Annotated in this window: 18 protein-coding genes; 4 read left to right on the forward strand and 14 right to left on the reverse strand. The window is 53.7% G+C overall.

Translation table 11 applies throughout. The features are described from left to right. Window positions 1-30 precede the first annotated feature (30 nt). A complete protein-coding gene (gene dinG / locus N2K86_RS06590; protein WP_260660888.1) occupies window positions 31-2208 on the forward strand; it encodes an ATP-dependent DNA helicase DinG in 2178 nt (725 codons plus the stop codon). Here the strand turns inward: dinG and N2K86_RS06595 are convergent. The 5 genes from N2K86_RS06595 to N2K86_RS06615 form a co-directional block, all read right to left on the reverse strand. Beyond that, window positions 2195-2698: a fimbrial protein gene (locus N2K86_RS06595; RefSeq protein ID WP_260660889.1), complete on the reverse strand. Its 504-nt coding sequence runs from the start codon at window positions 2696-2698 to the stop codon at window positions 2195-2197. The two genes, dinG and N2K86_RS06595, sit on opposite strands and share 14 nt — an antisense overlap. A 5-nt stretch (window positions 2699-2703) precedes the next feature. Further along, a complete protein-coding gene (locus N2K86_RS06600) occupies window positions 2704-3693 on the reverse strand; it encodes a fimbrial protein (protein WP_260660890.1) in 990 nt (329 codons plus the stop codon). A 22-nt stretch (window positions 3694-3715) separates the two neighbouring features. Next, window positions 3716-6259, reverse strand: a complete 2544-nt coding sequence (locus tag N2K86_RS06605) for a fimbria/pilus outer membrane usher protein (protein WP_260660891.1) — start codon at window positions 6257-6259, stop codon at window positions 3716-3718. Window positions 6260-6286: 27 nt separating this feature from the next. Continuing rightward, complete coding sequence (locus tag N2K86_RS06610; protein WP_260660892.1) at window positions 6287-6961, reverse strand: fimbrial biogenesis chaperone; 675 nt, start codon at window positions 6959-6961, stop codon at window positions 6287-6289. A gap of 69 nt (window positions 6962-7030) precedes the next feature. Beyond that, window positions 7031-7567, reverse strand: a complete 537-nt coding sequence (locus N2K86_RS06615; protein ID WP_063615831.1) for a fimbrial protein — start codon at window positions 7565-7567, stop codon at window positions 7031-7033. Window positions 7568-7824: 257 nt separating this feature from the next. On the opposite strand from N2K86_RS06615, the gene ybiB reads away from it, so the two are divergent. Beyond that, the gene (ybiB, locus tag N2K86_RS06620) at window positions 7825-8787 is read left to right on the forward strand and encodes a DNA-binding protein YbiB (protein ID WP_260660893.1); all 963 of its coding nucleotides are present in this window, start codon (window positions 7825-7827) and stop codon (window positions 8785-8787) included. A 113-nt stretch (window positions 8788-8900) separates the two neighbouring features. On the opposite strand, the gene ybiJ is transcribed toward ybiB, so the two are convergent. The 3 genes from ybiJ to mcbA all read right to left on the reverse strand — a co-directional run bounded on the left by ybiJ (window position 8901) and on the right by mcbA (window position 10101). Beyond that, window positions 8901-9161, reverse strand: a complete 261-nt coding sequence (gene ybiJ / locus N2K86_RS06625; protein WP_260660894.1) for a DUF1471 family protein YbiJ — start codon at window positions 9159-9161, stop codon at window positions 8901-8903. Window positions 9162-9446: 285 nt separating this feature from the next. Next, window positions 9447-9713: a DksA/TraR family C4-type zinc finger protein gene (locus N2K86_RS06630; RefSeq protein ID WP_260660895.1), complete on the reverse strand. Its 267-nt coding sequence runs from the start codon at window positions 9711-9713 to the stop codon at window positions 9447-9449. 124 nt (window positions 9714-9837) lie between these two features. Then, window positions 9838-10101, reverse strand: coding sequence for a DUF1471 family periplasmic protein McbA (gene mcbA / locus N2K86_RS06635; RefSeq protein ID WP_260660896.1), 264 nt, complete (start codon window positions 10099-10101; stop codon window positions 9838-9840). Between the two features lie 242 nt (window positions 10102-10343). Here mcbA and rlmF point away from each other — a divergent pair, with 242 nt between their 5' ends. After that, complete coding sequence (gene rlmF, locus N2K86_RS06640) at window positions 10344-11255, forward strand: 23S rRNA (adenine(1618)-N(6))-methyltransferase RlmF (RefSeq protein WP_260660897.1); 912 nt, start codon at window positions 10344-10346, stop codon at window positions 11253-11255. A gap of 46 nt (window positions 11256-11301) precedes the next feature. Here rlmF and ybiO read toward each other — a convergent pair whose 3' ends face one another. The 6 genes from ybiO to rhtA form a co-directional block, all read right to left on the reverse strand. Then, a complete protein-coding gene (gene ybiO, locus N2K86_RS06645; protein WP_260660898.1) occupies window positions 11302-13515 on the reverse strand; it encodes a mechanosensitive channel protein in 2214 nt (737 codons plus the stop codon). 125 nt (window positions 13516-13640) lie between these two features. Next, a complete protein-coding gene (gene glnQ / locus N2K86_RS06650; protein ID WP_089598967.1) occupies window positions 13641-14363 on the reverse strand; it encodes a glutamine ABC transporter ATP-binding protein GlnQ in 723 nt (240 codons plus the stop codon). Further along, window positions 14360-15019: a glutamine ABC transporter permease GlnP gene (gene glnP / locus N2K86_RS06655; RefSeq protein WP_010428919.1), complete on the reverse strand. Its 660-nt coding sequence runs from the start codon at window positions 15017-15019 to the stop codon at window positions 14360-14362. Before glnP ends, glnQ begins: the two co-directional genes overlap by 4 nt. A 93-nt stretch (window positions 15020-15112) precedes the next feature. Continuing rightward, complete coding sequence (glnH, locus tag N2K86_RS06660) at window positions 15113-15856, reverse strand: glutamine ABC transporter substrate-binding protein GlnH (protein WP_010428921.1); 744 nt, start codon at window positions 15854-15856, stop codon at window positions 15113-15115. A 361-nt stretch (window positions 15857-16217) separates the two neighbouring features. Then, on the reverse strand, window positions 16218-16721 hold the full coding sequence (gene dps, locus N2K86_RS06665; RefSeq protein ID WP_010428924.1) for a DNA starvation/stationary phase protection protein Dps: 504 nt from the start codon (window positions 16719-16721) through the stop codon (window positions 16218-16220). A gap of 300 nt (window positions 16722-17021) precedes the next feature. After that, entirely contained in the window at window positions 17022-17909 is an 888-nt protein-coding gene (rhtA, locus tag N2K86_RS06670; protein WP_221550764.1) for a threonine/homoserine exporter RhtA, read from the reverse strand. 353 nt (window positions 17910-18262) lie between these two features. Between rhtA and ompX the strand changes: the two genes are divergently transcribed. Then, the gene (gene ompX, locus N2K86_RS06675; protein ID WP_010428930.1) at window positions 18263-18781 is read left to right on the forward strand and encodes an outer membrane protein OmpX; all 519 of its coding nucleotides are present in this window, start codon (window positions 18263-18265) and stop codon (window positions 18779-18781) included. The last annotated feature ends 50 nt before the right edge of the window (window positions 18782-18831 follow it).

Raw genomic sequence — 18831 nt, forward strand, 5'->3', positions numbered from 1 at the left:
GGCTGTTTATACAGTATTTCAGGTTTTCCAATGGCTTTAACCGCTGCGCTCAAGGCGCAAATTGGCGCATGGTATAAGGCGCTACAACAGCAGATCCCCGACTTTATCCCCCGAGCGCCGCAGCGGCAGATGATTGCTGACGTGGCCAAAACGCTCGCCGGGGACGACGGGCGACATCTGGCGATTGAAGCCCCTACCGGCGTCGGGAAAACCTTGTCGTATCTTATTCCCGGCATCGCGATTGCGCGGGAAGAGGATAAAACGCTGGTGGTCAGTACCGCCAACGTGGCGCTGCAGGATCAGATCTTCAGCAAAGATCTGCCGCTGCTGCGCAAAATCATCCCCGACCTGCGCTTTACGGCCGCCTTTGGGCGCGGGCGCTACGTGTGTCCGCGAAACCTGGCGGGGCTGGCCAGCAGTGAGGCGACGCAGCAGGATCTGCTGGCCTTCCTCGACGACGATCTCACGCCGAACAACAAAGCCGAGCAGGAACTCTGCGCCACGCTCAAGGTCGATCTTGACGGCTATAAGTGGGATGGCCTGCGCGATCATACTGATAAGGCCATCAGCGACGATTTATGGCGCAGGCTCAGCACCGATAAAGCGAGCTGCCTGAACCGCAACTGCCATTACTACCGAGAGTGCCCGTTCTTCGTCGCCCGGCGAGAAATCCAGGAGGCGGAGGTGGTGGTCGCCAACCACGCGCTGGTGATGGCCGCGCTCGAGAGCGAAGCGGTGCTGCCGGAGCCAAAAAACCTGCTGCTGGTGCTCGATGAAGGCCACCATCTGCCGGACGTGGCGCGGGATGCGCTGGAGATGAGCGCCGAAATTACCGCGCCGTGGTTCCGCCTGCAGCTCGATCTGTTCTGCAAGCTGATTGCCACCTGCATGGAGCAGTTCCGCCCGAAAACCACGCCGCCGCTGGCGGTGCCGGAGCGGCTGAGCGACCACTGTGAAGAGGTCTACGGCCTGATCTCATCGCTCAACAACATTTTAAATCTTTATCTTCCGCAAACGCAGGAAGCTGAACACCGCTTTGCAATGGGTGAGCTACCTGAAGAGGTGATGGAGATTTGCCAGCAGCTGGCGAAGCATCTGGAAAAACTGCGTGGGCTGGCGGAGATGTTCCTGAACGATCTCAGCGAAAAAACCGGTACGCATGACGTGGTGCGTCTGCACCGCATTCTGCTGCAGATGAACCGCGCGCTGGGGATGTTCGAAGCGCAGAGCAAGCTCTGGCGGCTGGCCTCAATGGCGCAGGCCTCCGGCGCGCCGGTCACTAAATGGGCGACCCGCGAAGAGCGGGACGGGCAGGCGCACCTCTTTTTCCACTGCGTGGGCATCCGCGTGGCCGATCAGCTGGAAAAGCTGATCTGGCGCAGCGTGCCGCACGTGGTTGTCACCTCTGCCACGCTGCGCTCCCTGAACAGTTTCTCAAGGCTGCAGGAAATGAGTGGGCTAAAAGAGAAAGCGGGCGACCGCTTCGTGGCGCTGGACTCGCCGTTTAACCACTGCGAGCAGGGCAAGCTGGTCATTCCGCGCATGAAATATGAGCCGCTCATCGACAACGAGGAGCAGCACATCGCGGAAATGGCGGCCTACTTCCGCGAACAGGTCGAGAGCAAAAAATACCCCGGCATGCTGGTGCTGTTTGCCAGCGGGCGGGCGATGCAGCGCTTCCTGGAACACGTCACCGATCTGCGTTTACTCCTGCTGGTGCAGGGCGATCAGCCGCGCTACCGGCTGGTAGAAACGCACCGCAAGCGCATTGATAACGGCGAGCGCAGCGTGCTGGTAGGGTTGCAGTCGTTTGCTGAAGGCCTGGATTTAAAAGGGGACTACCTGACGCAGGTGCATATTCATAAAATCGCCTTCCCGCCCATCGACAGCCCGGTGGTGATCACCGAAGGAGAGTGGCTGAAAAGCCTTAACCGCTATCCGTTTGAGGTGCAGAGTTTACCTGCGGCGTCGTTTAACCTGATTCAGCAGGTGGGGCGTTTGATTCGTAGCCACGGCTGCTGGGGGGAGGTGGTGATTTATGACAAACGGTTACTTACCAGGAACTACGGCCAGCGGCTGCTCAACGCGCTGCCGATCTTCCCGATCGAACAGCCGGAGGTGCCGGAGGTAAAAAAACGCCCGGCAAAACTGGCCGCCGGGCGTCGGAAAAGCATCCGTGCTAAGGGGCGCGGTCCTACTGGTAAGTGAAGGTCACCTGAATCACACTGCTGAACGTACCCGCGCTGACGGGCGTGGAGGTGGCGTAGTAACGTGCGGAAAGCGGAAACGTCGCCGTGTGGTCACTCGGATTAATGGCGACGTTAAAGGCTGCCTGTGGGGCAATGAGTATCTTGTCCTGACGGTCAGCCAGCTCCAGCGCCAGTCCTTTCGCGCTGCCGATGTTGGCAAATTTTGTCGGGTGCTCGCTGTCTGCCTGGCCGTAGAAATAGGCCGTGGCGAGAGCAAGCGTGGCCGGGCAATGCGAGACCGAAAGGGAAAAGTCTTTCCACTCGCCGGTATCGCCCACATCTTTAAAACTGCCCGACACCGCCTGGCCTAAGTCCACCGTCAGGTTGCGGCTGGCGCTGTCGATCACGCAGGTGTTGGCGTAAATATTTCCCGTCATCTGGATCTGGATATCATCGGCGTTAGCGTTGGATGCCAGACCCAACAGCAGTAATGTCAGTATTTTTTTCATAGCGGTTATTTATAAGCGAGAGTGAGTGTGGCGACCGTGTTCGCCGGGCCAGGAAGAACGTTCGGTTGCGTTTGCATATAACGAACCTGAAAAGGTATCTCCAGCGTTTCGTTGGCTTCGGCCGGGCGTTGGGTGCTGACGTAGCTGTCGAAAGTGGCGATGTTGCCGTCAAACAGCATCCTGACGCCCACCCCTTTCGCCATTCCGCTCTCCTGAGTCAGTTTTATCACGCCTTCAAATCCCTCTTCGTACCCGTTCGCGCTGGTTATCTTCACCTCCGGTTGTACGGTGGTATTACAGTTCACGCTGACGTTGAATTCCTGAGCGGGTTGGGAGAGCGTACCCACGCCGATAAAGTCGCTCACCGGGAAATCGCCCAGGTTGATGGTGAGGTTTTTTGGCAGCACAGAACATGTGACGGTTTGCAGGTTGATGTTTCCGGCGTAAGCGATATGGTTTGGCGAGCCGATCCCTTCATGGCCGAAGACGCCGATGCCAAACTCAGTTTGCGACTGCACCAGCGTACCGGACGTCACTTCGCTACTGGTTTTAACCAGTTCCAGCGTCACATCAAAATTGAAGGACAGTTGCCCGTCATCAGAGACATAGCCAATGGGCATGGTGCGCGAGTCGCACTGAATGCCACCGGCTCCGCTGATGCGTTGCCCTTTGTCGTTCATCAGCGCGATACCGATACCTGGAACACCGGAATCATAGACACCTTTCATGCCGGGGATTTCCGCACCGGTACCGTAATAGCACGCGACGATTTCCAGCCCGCTGTCGATGGATTGATCGCAGTGCCCCGCAACATGCGCAGTCTGTTCCGTGCCGGGAATGGTTTCGCCCACCGCAAGCGTGGTCGGAACTGAAATCGAGGCGACGTTAATCATCTTCGGCATATCCGGCGTGGAACAGGTGGCCTTTGCGTGCGGCATAAATAACGCGGCGGTGCCGAGAATCAGTAAGAAAAAGCACTGTTTAATCATTTGCATAATGTTTCGCCTGAACGGTGGATCAGTGACACTGCGCGGCAGCGTTAATGATGCTGGTTTTCTCTTTCTCATCCATTAGCGCGTAGTCAGCGACGCAGTGCTCGCTCGCCTCCTGTCCCCAGGAAACGTTGAGATGTCCTTGCTGCGGCAGGCCCGAGAGGTAGGTCTGCCCGTCGTTACCGACAATGAACTCGCTGTCCTTATCCTCGGTGGTCACCGTTGCACCAAAGGGCAGCGGTTTCCCGTTTTGCGTGAGCGTCATCAGTACGCGACTGCCCACGCGGGTGTTAAAGCTGGCGCGCACCACGGCGCCGCGTGTCGGGGTCACCACCTGCGCCGCGTGCGTCACGTCGGCGTTGTCCGGCAGCGTTTCGGTATCCAGCGCAATAGTGTTATGGCGATATGCAGTCACAAACGGGACGACGGTATAGCCGCGGAAATCGGTCTCCACGCCCGTCTGGTTAGCGATATGTGTCCCGTGTGTCCCTGGCGCTTTCACCAGCGCGATGGTTTCACCCAGCGGCTGGCTCAGGGTGATGCCGTTGGCATGGGCAATGACGCCGCCCTGCAAACCGACGTTAACGGTCTGCTGATACTTATCCTGACTGACGCCTGCGCTCACCTCGCCGTAGGTCGCTTTGTAATCAGCATTCATGCTGGTCGAGTTGCCGCTGCCGGTGCTGCTCAGCCCCTGCTGGATATTCCAGTTCAGGTTGTCTTCCTCCAGCGCCGTGCCGTTGAGGCCGATATTCTGCGTCGTACCGTCTTTGGTATTGTTCAGGTTGTAGGTGGCCCAGGTGTTATGCATCCAGCGATCCAGCGGAACGGAGACGCTCAGCGAGAACTGGTTGTCGTTCGTCACTTGATTACCGTCTTCATCGCTGTCGCTGGTGTTCTTGTTCATGCTGTAGCTCAGGCTGTAGCTCACCCCGTGCCAGCTGTTGTTGTAGCTGACGCTCATGGAGTTCATGTCCTGGTTCTGGCTCCAGTAAGTCTCTTTCACCATGCTCAGGGTGACTGATCCCCAGCCTTCGGGCAGCGTCTGGTCGATGGTGGCCTCGGTTCGGGCGCGGCGCTGCTGAGGGGCAGACCAGTCGTCAGAGCGGGTATATGACTCCATGGTGTCTTCCAGGGTGTAAAACCCTTTGCTGTTGTAGCGATAGCCCGCGAGGGAGAAGTTGGTGCCTGAACCGGCAAAATCTTTGCTGTAGCGCACGCGCCAGGACTGGCCTTTGCTGGACTGCTGCTGCTTCAGCAGGGCTTTCGCGCGGGTAACGTCGATGGAGAACGCGCCTAAATCGCCCATGTTTTTCCCGGCACCGAGCGCCTGAGATTGATAATGGCTGCTCTGCTGAACGCCGCCATAAACGGTGACACCATAAGGTAAGCCATAGATTGCGCTACCCTGGGCAAACGGAGTCTTTTCAACATCGTTGTCGTAAGCGCGATAACGCCCGGCGGTGACGCTGTAGCGCAGGTTTTTTTCACGCTGCAATACCGGTACGGAGGCATACGGCACCACGAAATGACTTTCACTGCCGTCGGTCTCTTTCACGGTGACCTGCAGGTCGCCGCTGCTGCCGGTAGGGTAGAGATCGTTAATTTCAAACGCGCCGGGCGCGACCGTGTTCTGGTAAATGACATAGCCGTTCTGGCGGACCATCACCAGCGCGTTGCTGTGGGCAGTGCCGCGTATAATCGGCGCAAAGCCTTTTTCGCTGTCCGGCAGCATGTCGCTGTCGGAGTTAAGCTGCACGCCGGTATAAGGCACGCTGTCAAAAACATCGGAAGGCGATGAGCTTTGCCCGACGGTGAGGTCGCTTTTTATCGCCACGATATCGCGCTGGGCATAGGTATAAACGGAGGAGAACTTTTGCTGCTCTTCCTTGCCCTGGGTGCTGCGATTCCATGTGGAATAGTTACGCACGCGCCAGGCACCGATGTTAAAGCCAGGGCGCAGGTTGACGTACTGGCTGCTGTTATCCTGTTCACCCTGCTGGCGTGCGTGGCTCTGGCTGGCGGTGGCGCTGTAGTTGAGAATACCTGCGGTGATCCCTTCGTCGAACTCTTTTGGGTCGATAGAGCCGCGTGGAACCTTGTTCAGGGCCAGCTGTGGAATACTGAGCAGCAGCTGCTGATTGCGAACGTGAAACGTAGCGGATGCCGCAGGGATGGCGTTTAAATTGGCGCACTGGCCTTTTGCCATCAGCTGCGGGTATGTTTGGGTTTTAATGCCGAGGCTTTTTAAATCCTCAAGCGAGAAACAGGGCTGGAGTGAATTATCCCCGTGGGCGTCTTTTTCTAATGTAAAGGTGACATTGCGGGTATCAATTTTATTATTATTAATAAAAATAGTGACCTGATATTTTCCCGGTGCTTGCCCTGGCCCTTTTTCATATACAGAGAGGTCTGTCTTTCCCTGTTGCGGATTATCAATATCAAGCAGCGCCGGGTTGAAATAATCATCAGCCATAACCTGCTGCGCAAAAATCGCCATTGCCAGTCCACATAAAATGACCAGCAATGAAGAAAATCGACAGGTGAACGGCTTTTTATGGCTGTACATGATGATTTCTTTTACCTGAACAGGTGATTAATTAACTGCTTTTGACACGGTCTGGCTGATGCTGCCGTAATCCGTAATAATGGAATACGCGACAGTTGAACCACCCACATTGCCAGGTAATGCAAAATGCGTTTCAGTTTCAGGAACGGCCCAGGTGGCTTTATCCACTTTATGGCCGTTCAGCGTCACCTTCTGGAAATTCATATAAAAAGGCGTTGGATTATTGACGACCAGGTCGTTGCCTTCACGATGCCATTCAAGTTTATCCGCGACCTCTTCAGGTTTGCCTTTAACCGATGACGGGCGATACAGCAATTTAATGCGCGTATTAATGGCAATTTGTAGGGTGTTCATTCCTTCAACGTGCTTAGCTGAAGGGATGGCTTTGATATTCAGCCAGTACAAGGACTCTCGATCTTCCGGCAAATTACCGCCGGTGCGCACCACGCGCAGCACGTTATCTTCTTTCGCATCAAGGCGGAACAGCGGTGGGGTAATCAGGAACGGGGCTTTGGCCCGGTTTTTACCGCCGGAATCAACCCAGGACTGCACCAGATAATCCGTCGCATCTGGATTTGAAAGACCAAGAGAGGATTCCTTTTTATCTCCCTGGTAAACCAGACGTGTGCCATTAATAATGACACCTGCATGTGCAGTGGCGGCTACCAGTAAAAGTGTGCTCAGTAAATAACCATGGCGCATAAAGATTTCTCAATAAATAGATAAGATATTAATGCTCGCAAAAGCATTAATATCTCAGGATTGATAAGATCAGTTATAAATAACGGTGAAAGTAGATACGGAGTTAGCCGGGCCTGCGGTGATTGCGGATCCCGTTTGAATATAACGTGCACCAAACTCCAGATCGTTAACCGCCGTGCCGGAGGTTAATGGATATTGCTGAGACGGGGTATACAAGCTGACCGGTTGTTCTGAGGAGTCAACCAGCTGAATAGCTACACCCGTTGCCGCATCGACATCAGGGGTTAACGCCAGCGCAGCATTGTTATTTGAGTCCGGGGTACCACCGAAGTTTATCGCTGCGGAGGTGACCGTTTCCGGGCAGTTTGTTAACTGAATATCAAACTTGGTTAATGTGCTGGTGGAGCCGGTACCGGTAAATACCGTTTTAGACACTTTGCCTAACTGAACGTTTAACGGGTTGCTTAACCCATTCACGACCTGGCAAGCCGAATCGATAATTTCTCCGGTGAAGTTAATCTGCCCTTCACCATTTGTTGCCGCAAATGCGGATGCGGAACATCCCACCGCTGCGGCGATCAATAAACCTAAAGCAACCTTGTTCATAATGAATCCTGATATGTTTCTGGCGCGAACGTTGCCTGGACGTTTTCACCGTTGACTTTTAATGACTTTCCGATGGTTATTTAATCAAAAAATATATGTGTAGGATTCTTCTATAGAAATCACAAATAATTGAAAAAGTGCTTGAATTTATTTTTTTGTCATAAAATCAGCAGATTGATTCCGTGGATAAAAGACTAACGGCAAGGTGTTCTTCAGGGCTATATTGTTAACAAGATGATGCTGTCAGGAGAGAAGTCGTGGATTATCGCAAAATTATCAAAGAGGTAGGGCGAGGAAAAAATCACGCCCGTGACCTGGACCAGGAAACGGCCCATGCGCTGTACACCCATATGCTGAACGGCGACGTGCCAGAACTTGAACTGGGCGGCATCCTGATCGCGCTGCGTATTAAAGGTGAAGGTGAAGCCGAGATGCGCGGTTTTTATGACGCGATGCAGGCGAAAACGATGCGCTTAACGCCGCCCGTTACGAAGCCGATGCCGATTGTTATTCCCAGCTATAACGGGGCGCGTAAGCAGGCGAACCTGACGCCGCTGCTGGCCATTTTGCTTAACAAGCTTGGGTTCCCGGTTGTCGTACACGGCGTCAGCGACGATCCGACGCGCGTGCTGACGGAAACGATCTTTGCGCTGCTGGGTATCGAACCGACCCTGCATGCGGGTCAGGCGCAGGCGAAGCTGGACGGGCATCAGCCAGTCTATATCCCGGTACGCGCGCTCTGCCCGCCGCTGGAAAAACAGCTTGAAATGCGCTGGCGTATGGGGGTGCGTAACAGTGCCCACACGCTGGCGAAACTGGCCACGCCATTTAATGAAGACGCGGCCCTGCGTCTTTCCAGCGTATCGCACCCGGAGTACGTGGCGCGTGTTGGCAAGTTCTTTGAGGACATTGGCGGACGGGCGTTATTGATGCACGGAACGGAAGGGGAAGTGTATGCCAACCCGCTGCGTTGCCCGCAAATCATGTTGATTGATTCTGCTGGTTCGCGTGCAGTGCTTGAACGAGGGGAAGAGAACAGGGATGTGGTTCTGCCACAGGCAAAAGATCCACACACCACCGCGGACTGGATCGTTCAGTGTCTGTCGGGCAATGTCCCCGTTCCGCACTCCATCAGGTTGCAAATGGCCTGTTGTTTGCTGGCGACAGGTGAGGTGGACTCAGTGGAGGCCGGACTGCAGCGCGTCGCGCAGTCGTTTTAGGCAAAAAAAAGCCCGTCCAGTGGCGGACGGGCAAACAAAGGGTAACAACAGGGTCAATGAGGGTGGAGCATCTCACCAGAGGGTACGGTGAGGGTAGAGCATAATTCGTTCGATTATTTGTAGATAACCGCAGTACCGCTCAGTTTGTTATTGCCGTTAGCGGAGGTAATGGTGTATCCGCTTGCGCCTGCAGCTGCTGCTTTCTCAGCCAGTTTGGCTTCAAGACCGTCCAGCGTGGTCGCGCCTTCAGCACTTACCACACCCACTTTGTTCATGTTCTGTGCCTGAGAAGAAGAGACTGGCTCTACAGCGAAAGCGCCGAAAGACAGAGCAGACAGGGCAACAGCAGCTACAGCATATTTGATGGTTTTCATAATTAATCTCTCGCAGGTTATTCTGATAAAGGGACGATGTTCCGTCGATGTGATAAGTATCACGGTTTTTCTTGAGAGATAAAATCGAAGAGAATTGACGTGGTCAATCAAAAAAATTGAATGACAAATAAGTTATTGAATATTAATAAATTCGGAGCGACGCTTTACAGTTCTTATCGATGCGCTTTACAGAGAAAAGATGAAGGGCACATTTTGCTACGCGACATACGAAAATTCGTGAGCGTAAACGTATCCGCTTGCTCCGTTGACTTAGGTAAAGGAAAGTCAACGTAACTGGCTATCTTTAGATCCTCTGCGATTATATCCCGAGTGTGAAGTGTTTTTTGAATCTTTCTCCTGCTGGCAGGCAATGCATAACCTTACTCCAGGGATGGCTTTTTGCCGCGCCTCGGGGATGGGGTCGCCACACTCCTCACATTCCTGCAGGCTTTCACCGCGCGGTAATTCACCGCGAGCGCGGGCTACAGCATCTTCAATCGTACTGTTGATCTGTTCGTTTACGGCGTCGTCATTTGCCCAACCGGAAGCCATGGCGTTCTCCTGTTTGGTTTTATAAAACATAACGCTAATGTGGGGTCAAAAATCGTACGGTCAAGACAGGAATAAAGAAACTGCATCTGTTGGAGCAGATGCAGTCGGGAGGAAAGTCAGAGGGTTATTTGTAGATGGTTGCTGTGCCATACATGTGGTTATCGCCGCCAGCGGAATTCACCACAAAACCTTTGGCACCTTCCTGACGTGCTTTTTCAGCCAGCTTATCCTGGAGATCGTCAAGGTTACTCGCGCGACTGACGGAGACTGTACCGGCAGCACGCAGCTGGCTGGTGTCTGTGTTTTCATTCAGTGACTGAACGGACCAGGCAGAGAAAGATGCGGCTGCCAGTGCGCCCGCGACAGCAAGGGTCATATATCTTTTCATAATCACATCCTCAGGGGAAACAACAGGTGATTCCCCTTAAGTTTAGAAGCCCGACGAGTGTGATTTAGCGCAAAAATTTGATGATGGTCTGCTTATTTTTTGAACGATGTAAATTGACAATTTGCTGACAGATCATAGACATAAAGGTTACTGATTTCCGGTGTGTTTTTGCGTTGGGCAGACAGTTATTTACCGTTGGGTCCGCAAAGGGTATCTTACGCCGCTGTTGAAAGGAGAATGCCATGACTGCCCAAAAGCCGGGATTGCACCCGCGTAACCGCCATAACAGCCGCTATGACATGAAAGCGCTGTGCCTGAGCTGCCCTCAGTTGCAGGACTTTATCGTACAGACGCCAGCGGGTGAACCCTCGGTCAACTTTGCCGATCCTCAGGCGGTCAAAACGCTGAACAAAGCGCTGCTGGCCCATTTTTATGGCGTGACGCACTGGGATATTCCCGAAGGCTTTCTCTGCCCACCCGTGCCTGGCCGCGCAGATTACGTCCATCACCTTGCCGATCTTCTTGCGGAAGGGAATGATGGCGTCATTCCACAGCAGGCGACAATCCTGGATATTGGCACCGGGGCAAACCTGATTTACCCGCTCATTGGCGCGCATGAATATCAATGGCGTTTTACCGGCAGTGAAATTGGCACTGAGGCATTCGCCAGTGCGCAGGCGATTATTAACGCGAACCCAGGCTTAACCCGGGCGATCCGTTTACGTCGTCAGAAAGATGACAAATCCATCTTCAACGGCATCATTCATAAGAACGAGCAGTACGATGCCACGATGTGTAATCCGCCGTTCCATGATTCTGCTGCGACAGCACGAGCGGGCAGCGAGCGTAAGCGCCGTAACCTGGGGCAGGCGGAAGATGCCGCACTGAACTTTGGCGGTCAGCAGCAGGAACTCTGGTGTGAAGGGGGCGAAGTCGCGTTTATCCTGCGCATGATTGCAGAAAGTAAACAGTTTGGCCGTCAGGTGAAGTGGTTTACGTCGCTGGTGTCGCGTGGCGATAACCTGCCGCCACTCTACCGCGCCTTGACCGAAGCCGGTACGGTGAAAGTGGTGAAGAAAGAGATGTCGCAAGGCCAGAAACAGAGCCGCTTTATTGCCTGGACGTTTATGGACAATAATAAACGCCGTAAATAAGTGTCTCGTAGTCCGGGTAAGGCGAAGCCGCCACCCGGCAACCAGTCTACAACGTCGGCTCCTGCGGTGGGAGCGGCGATGCGGGCGGCGGCAATACCTGATACGTCTGCACCGGCATCCGCACATCCGCCAGATCAAAGTGCTTTTTCACCATGCTGTCGAGTGCAAAACGCACCGTCCACTGCTTCAGGGGCTGGGTGGTGAACGACACGCGCAGGGTGAATGCGGTATTCGTCAGCCCGACAATCCCGGCAAACGACGGCTCACCGATCACCAACCCGCGAATATCTTCCATCTGCATCAACTCTTCTACCGCATCCCGCAGCGCCTGCTTCGCTTTGTCTGCATCTTCGTGGCGATCCACATCGTAGTTCGCCACAACGGAACCAATCCCGCGCACAAAGTTGGCGAAGGTGGTAATCGATGACCACGGAATAATGTGATACGCACCGGTGTCCTGACGCACGCCGACGGAGCGGATGGACATTCGCTCGACGGTACCGGTCAGCGGCCCGATAGTCACCAGATCGCCCGTGTTCATCCCGTTCTCAAACTGAATAAAGATACCGGTAATAATATCCTTCACCAGCGTTTGTGAACCGAAGGAGATCGCCAGCCCCAGCGCCCCGGCACCCGCCAGCAGCGGGGCGATATTCACGCCGATCTCCGAGAGCACAATCATGATGGTGATGGTGCTGATGATCACCGCCAGCGCATTTCGGAACAGCGTCAATAACGTGCGCGCGCGGGCGCTGGGTAGCGGCCTGCCGTGAATATCGGACACCAGACGGTTTTCGATGAGGCTCGCCAGCAGCGTCCAGCCGACGGCGGAGAAGAACAGGATCAACGCGATACGAATCAGAATATCGACCGTTTTTTCACCCGCGCCGTTGTGTAGCCAGTTCCAGAAATCAAACAGTCCCCAGGCGTTCAGCAGCAGCATAATCGCCACGCAGACGGTCAAAATCCGCGCCACCTTCAGTGATACCGACATCCAGCCGTTCACGCGCTTTTGCAGTTCAGGGTAGTTCCGCTGCACCTGCGGTGAGAGGGTGATGGTTTTCGAGATCCAGCGGGACAGCAGGCCAGACACAAAGGCCGCAACGCCGATAATCGCCAGGCTTTTGAACGTCGCGCCCATCATAAATTTCAGGCTATTACCCGGGTCAAACAGCGAGAAGAAACACAGCACAATAAAGTAGGCGCTCGCCAGCCAGTGCCACACCAGTGCGAAGGCGCGGATAAACAGACTGAAGAAGGAGAGGGAACGGTCGGCCAGATGCAACAGGCTTTCGGTGATCGCCTTTTTATTGTGAAAGATAAGGTACAGCGACCAGACGGTAATACAGAGCATAATCAGCACGTTCGCCAGTGCGCCAAACTGCACGTTGACCTGGTTGGAGATGATTGGCACGGCCACCAGCAGGCCGTAGCCAATCAGGCCGCTGAGCACGCTTAACCGCACGGCCCAGTATTTCGCGCTCTCATCCTTAATATTAAAAGGGCGAAGTTCAGGCACGCGCGGACAAAAGATGACGCGCAGCACCGCTTTAAAAAATTCGATTAGCGCAAATGCATTGAGCAAGAGCGCCTGCTGGAAGGCAATGGTTTTGTTGCCCGTATTGAGGCGATCGGCCAGGACCTGACCGACAAATAGCGTCATTGCCAGCAGCAGTAAATCGATGATAAAGGCTCCGGCGACCATCGCCGGGAGGTGCAGCCAGCTGCTTTTATGCTGGTTTTTTTTCCGCCCCCAGATACCCATCTTGCGGTACAGCGGCCAGGCGCACAGGCGCACCAGCCAGTAAAAAATAAACACACCGGCGGCCAGCATTAAAAACTGCGTTACGGCAGTGGAAAAGGTCTGGGGATTAAAGGCCTTATGCGGAGAGCCAATCAGGTTACGGTAAAGCTGGGCAAAACGAGAGGAGAGGGCATCCCCATAGTGGCGGCTTACGTCGGTGACGTTTTCCAGCACTGTTTTTTGCTCCTCCACCTGGGGCGGTGTGATGGCCGGAACGGCCTCCTGGGATGGCGTGGCGGCGACTTTACGAAGCTCACCAATTAACTCTTGCCGGGCGGCGTCGTTTTCCAGCACATCGGCAAGGGCGCTGTAGGCAGCTTTTTTCTTTTCAACATCGGGCTCCGGTGGCGGCGTATTTTCCTTCGTCGCGGTGGTTCCGGTGGTGACGCCGGGGATCGCGACGGCGAACGATGGCGCACTAAACAGGCTAATCAACAGCAACAGGATCCACGGCACGGCGTCCTCCGGTGAAAATGTCGAACAAAATGATAAGTATAGAAGTCGAGGCGAGGAGGGGGATTTTTGGGAACAATCTGGCGTAAAAAAGCCGGGCAGGGCCCGGCTCGGTGTGACGCGAGGGATCAGGAGACGTGCTGGAGGAACTCCTGCAAACGCTGCCCTGGCGGGTTAGCAATAAGCTCTTGCGGGTTACCGTCCTGAGCAATACGGCCTTTATCAATAAAGATCAGGCGGGAGGCCACTTTCTCAGCAAAGCCGATTTCGTGAGTCACGATCACCATCGTCATCCCTTCTTCGGCCAGATCCTGCATGACTTTCAGCACCTCGTGGCGCAGCTCCGGGTCGAGCGCGGAAGTCGGCTCATCAAACAGCATCATCTTCGGTTTCACCGCCAGCGCGCGGGCAATCGCCACACGCTGCTGCTGGCCACCGGACAGCTCGGAAGGGTAATGATGGGCACGTTCGGCCAGGCCAACCTTTGCCAGCAGATCTTTTGCCTGCGCTTCCGCCGCCGCTTTGCTAGCCCCGCGCACGCGCAGCGGGCCAAACATCACGTTTTCCAGCGCCGTGAGGTGCGGGAACAGGTAGAACTGCTGGAACACCATACCCGCTTCCTGACGAATCAGACGCTCATCCACTTTCGGGTCATTGACCTTCAGACCGTCGACGATCAGATCGCCGCTGGTGATCTCTTCCAGCTTGTTGATGCAGCGCAGCAGGGTGGATTTACCGGAGCCGGACGGCCCGATAATCACCACCACTTCGCCCTGTTTAATGCTCAAATCGATATTGTGCAGCACCTGGGTTGGACCAAAGTGCTTGGAAACGTTTTTAAATTCAATCACAGGATTTTCATCCTTCTTTCAAGACGACGCAGAACGAAGCTCAGAACCAGAGTGATGATCAGATAGACAACGGCTACCGCACTCCAGATTTCCAGCGCGCGGAAGTTGCCCGCAATGATCTCCTGCCCCTGACGGGTCAGTTCAGCCACGCCGATAACAATGAACAGCGAGGTGTCTTTAATGCTGATAATCCACTGGTTACCCAGTGGTGGCAGCATACGGCGCAGCGCCAGCGGCAGAATCACGTGGCGGATCGTTTCGCGACGGGAAAGTCCCAGTGCCAGACCCGCTTCACTGAAACCTTTATGAATCGACAGCACCGCACCGCGGGTGATTTCCGCGATGTAAGCACCTGAGTTGATCATAATGGTGACGACGGCTGCGCTGAACGGGTCGATACGCAGGTCGTTGAAAGCCATTGGCAGGGCGAAGTAGATAAACATGACCTGCACGACAATCGGGGTGCCGCGGATCACTTCGATGAAAACCAGTGCGATGTGGTTTGCAATCCAGCCGCCGTAGGTGCGGGCGAAACCGGCGACAAGACCGATAATCAACCCGCCAACCAGACCCAGGACCGAAATCCACAGGGTCATTTTAGCGCCTTCAAGCAAGAGAGGAATGGCAGGCCAGATGGCGCTCCAGTCAAACTGCATGATGTATTCCTGTATACCGTGGTAAAAAACGTAAAACGTAGGCCCGGTAAGCGTGAGCGCCACCGGGCGTTACAAACCTGAATTCAGGTGAAATTATTTAGGCTCGGTACCGAACCATTTTTTGTAGATTTCGTTATAGGTGCCGTTCTCTTTCAGGGTTTTCAGCGCGCCGTTAACTTTCGTGCGCAGGTCGTCGCTGCCTTTCGGGAATGCAATACCGTACTGCTGTGCTTCCAGAGAATCGCCGACCGCTTTGAACTTGCCGTTGCCCGCGGTTTTGATGAAGTACAGGATGTTAGGCGTGTCGTGCAGAACGGCGTCAGCACGGTTGGTACCCAGTTCCATGTAGGCATTGTCGATATTCGGGAACTGACGCAGATCTTTGGTTTTGATATTCGCTTTCGCGTAATCAACGGAACCGGTGCCGCTCTTCACTGCCACCACTTTACCGTCCAAATCTTTTACGCTTTTTACGTCGTTATTGTCGGCTTTCACCATCACCAGCAGACCGCTTTTGTAGTAGCCGTCAGAGAAATCGATCGCTTTTTTACGCTCTTCGGTAATGGTGATACCCGCCAGTGCCAGGTCAACGTTTTTGGTCTGCAGCGCAGGGATGATGCCGCTGAAGTCCATCGGTTTCAGGGTATAGTCCAGTTTGAGTTCTTTTGCGACCGCAGCCCACAGATCCACGTCAAAACCAACGTATTTGTCACCCTGTTTGAATTCAAACGGAACGAACGCCGTGTCGGTCGCCACAACGAGTTTATCGGCAGCCTGAGAGGACACTGCAAAAGCCAGGGTAAGTGCAGCCAGTGAAACTTTTAATACAGACTTCATAGCATTTCCTTTTATAACCACGGGGCGATCCCCTGCGAGAACAACAGGCACCATGAAAAAATCGTGCCAACTTTACAAGCTGTTGTTTTACAAAGGGGATGATGTCACGCATTGCACAAAAAATGGAGCAATGATGTCGTGTTGCACCAGCGTGAGGCACCATTTTGGTGCGACTCATTTGGCGTATCTGACGAGGTGATATTTAGCGCAGATTCTGACGGAAAAACAATCTTCCGTTAACGGTTGTGTGAGGTGATTATTACATTTCGTTCACTTTTGCAGGTGTGCAGTGCAAAAGTGTGCACCATAAATGTGCAAAACCCCCGCCAGAGGCGAGGGTGTCATTGGTAATTCGTATGGCTTATTCGATGTTAGATTCGATAAACCACAGGAATTGATCCAGGTCGCGAGAGGCGGCAGTGAAGATATCAGCCGTGTCTTCGTCTTTCGCTTCGCCGATGGCTTTACGCACGTCGTTCGCGACGATTGCATAACGGTCCGCCAGCTCTTTCAGGTGATCCTGAACGGTATGAATATCCAGCGGATAGCTTTTCAGTGGTGTTTTGCTGTTAATCACCTGCGTGGTCCCCAGCGCCACACCGCCTAACTGAACGGCACGTTCGGCCATCGTATCGAGGTGGGTAACCAGTGCTGTGCGGAAGCCATCCAGCATTTCATGAACGGCAATAAAGTTTGCACCGCGCATATTCCAGTGGGCTTGTTTGGTGATCAGCGAAAGATCGATGAACTGGATCACCTGGCGATTCAGCAACTCAATGGTCGCCTTTTTGTCGCTATCCGATACATCGTTACGGGTATAAAGCAGATTAGACGCTTTCGTTTTCACCAGTTTAGCGGTACTCATAATCTCATATCCTCTTGATGTTTGTGTCCCAGGTAATTACGGAACTAAGTATAGCACCGGATTTTTTTCCTGCGGTTTGGCTCTGCCTATCGGTTTAATAGCAAGAAGGATGTTGAGTTTATATTATTCTGAAAATAAAGGATTTTTATGAAATTGATACAGATCAATCTTAATTCTGAACGTACGGTGCGTAGCCCTGTGGATTATTTCGTGAATATGACAATCCATGTAACGAAATATGATGGGCGTGGAAGGCGCCTATATTCTGCATGGCGTGAAAGCCATGCAGAATATAGAGCATTAATTGATGTCGACTTTCTTCACTTTGGGTTCAGGGCGCATGGTCAGCGTTGATCCCATAGAGGCCGCGATAATGGAGCACAGTGCCAGCGTCTGGGTGAACGTCAGCGTTTCTCCAAGGAAGACCATCCCCGAGATAGCCGCCAGCGCAGGCTCCATGCTCATTAACGTACCGAAAATGCGTGTCGGCAAACGCGTCAGGGCTATCATCTCCAGAGAATAGGGGAGTGCCGTAGAAAGAATAGCGACCGCCAGCCCCACGGGCAGAATGGACCATTGCCATATGGATTCGGTGGCTTGCGCCATACCGAGGGGGACAAAGATGATGGCGGCAATCAGCGAGCCCAGCGCAACCGTGGCCGGACCGTGCTCCTCCCCGGCGCGTTGGCCGGTGAGGATATAGACAGCCCAGCAGGCACCCGCGCCCAGTGCCAGCGCGGCACCCGTCAGATCAATCTGCGCGACGCTTTGACCCAGCGGCAGCAGGAACCAGAGCCCCAGCACGGCTAACACGACCCAGATGAAATCCACCGGACGACGTGAAGAGAAGAGGGCAACCGCCAGCGGCCCCGTAAATTCAAGCGCGACGGCAATCCCCAGCGGGATGGTCTGAATAGAGAGGTAGAACATGTAGTTCATCGCGCCCAGCGCCAGCCCGTAAAAAAGAAGCGGCAGTCGCTGCTCTTTTTTGAAACGCAGACGCCAGGGTTTAAAGATGACCACGAGGATCAGAGTCCCTAATGCAATACGCAGGGCCGTGACGCCCGGCGCTCCCACCAGAGGAAAGAGTGATTTTGCAAGCGACGCGCCACTCTGAATCGACAACATGGCGATCAGTATTACAGCGACCGGCATCCAGACCGATGACGTGCGGGATAACCCTGGCATCCTTTCTCCTGTCAATTTATGTCAAATAGGGTAAAAGCCGCAGTGTAATGGAAATATGCGCTCACGGTTGAGCTACTGTTGAAAAAAAACCAGGGAAAATCCGTAAAATAGATAAGCGTTGCTGGTTTTATCGCCTGTCAGATTAGGAATAATCTGGATGAATGTAACGGCAATGGCGCGCACTATAACTATTTTGCGGCGAAAATTTAACGTAATTTGAATGAGATAGCTGATCCTGGAAACGTTCTGTTACAGGAAAGACCTCGTTAGACATTACGAATCACAAAGAGTTTCGCAAAATTTTTTGATATATTTAAAACTTACGGACTTACTTGAACACATTTGAGGTGGTTATGAAAAAAATTGCATGTCTTTCAGCACTGGCCGCAGTTCTGGCTGTTTCCGCAGGTACTGCTGTAGCTGCTACTTCTACCGTTACCGGTGGTTACGCTCAGAGCGATATGCAGGGCGTGATGAACAAAACTAACGGTTTCAACCTGAAGTATCGTTACGAGCAAGACAACAACCCGCTGGGCGTGATCGGTTCTTTCACTTACACCGAGAAAGATCGCACTGAAAACGGCACCTATAACAAAGGTCAGTACTACGGTATCACCGCTGGTCCTGCTTACCGCCTGAACGACTGGGCTAGCATCTACGGTGTTGTAGGTGTTGGTTACGGTAAATTCCAGCAGACCGAAAACGAAGGTCTGAACCGCACTGCAAGCAACAGCGACTACGGCTTCTCCTATGGCGCGGGTCTGCAGTTCAACCCAATCGAAAACGTTGCTCTGGACTTCTCCTATGAGCAGAGCCGTATCCGCAACGTTGACGTTGGCACCTGGATCGCGGGCGTAGGTTACCGCTTCTAATCACTTCGGTGATTAAATAAAAAATCCGCCCACTGTGGCGGATTTTTTTT

The organism is Enterobacter mori (assembly GCF_025244905.1).
Classification (GTDB): Bacteria; Pseudomonadota; Gammaproteobacteria; order Enterobacterales; family Enterobacteriaceae; genus Enterobacter; species Enterobacter mori_A.

Coding starts and splice junctions, on each gene's coding strand:
- rhtA (WP_221550764.1), bottom strand. CDS start 17,909: ATGCCAGGGTTATCCCGCACGTCATCGGTCTGGATGCCGGTCGCTGTA.
- dinG (WP_260660888.1), top strand. CDS start 31: ATGGCTTTAACCGCTGCGCTCAAGGCGCAAATTGGCGCATGGTATAAG.
- glnH (WP_010428921.1), bottom strand. CDS start 15,856: ATGAAGTCTGTATTAAAAGTTTCACTGGCTGCACTTACCCTGGCTTTT.
- dps (WP_010428924.1), bottom strand. CDS start 16,721: ATGAGTACCGCTAAACTGGTGAAAACGAAAGCGTCTAATCTGCTTTAT.
- N2K86_RS06600 (WP_260660890.1), bottom strand. CDS start 3,693: ATGCAAATGATTAAACAGTGCTTTTTCTTACTGATTCTCGGCACCGCC.
- N2K86_RS06605 (WP_260660891.1), bottom strand. CDS start 6,259: ATGTACAGCCATAAAAAGCCGTTCACCTGTCGATTTTCTTCATTGCTG.
- ybiJ (WP_260660894.1), bottom strand. CDS start 9,161: ATGAAAACCATCAAATATGCTGTAGCTGCTGTTGCCCTGTCTGCTCTG.
- N2K86_RS06595 (WP_260660889.1), bottom strand. CDS start 2,698: ATGAAAAAAATACTGACATTACTGCTGTTGGGTCTGGCATCCAACGCT.
- N2K86_RS06615 (WP_063615831.1), bottom strand. CDS start 7,567: ATGAACAAGGTTGCTTTAGGTTTATTGATCGCCGCAGCGGTGGGATGT.
- rlmF (WP_260660897.1), top strand. CDS start 10,344: ATGACTGCCCAAAAGCCGGGATTGCACCCGCGTAACCGCCATAACAGC.
- N2K86_RS06630 (WP_260660895.1), bottom strand. CDS start 9,713: ATGGCTTCCGGTTGGGCAAATGACGACGCCGTAAACGAACAGATCAAC.
- glnP (WP_010428919.1), bottom strand. CDS start 15,019: ATGCAGTTTGACTGGAGCGCCATCTGGCCTGCCATTCCTCTCTTGCTT.
- ompX (WP_010428930.1), top strand. CDS start 18,263: ATGAAAAAAATTGCATGTCTTTCAGCACTGGCCGCAGTTCTGGCTGTT.
- mcbA (WP_260660896.1), bottom strand. CDS start 10,101: ATGAAAAGATATATGACCCTTGCTGTCGCGGGCGCACTGGCAGCCGCA.
- N2K86_RS06610 (WP_260660892.1), bottom strand. CDS start 6,961: ATGCGCCATGGTTATTTACTGAGCACACTTTTACTGGTAGCCGCCACT.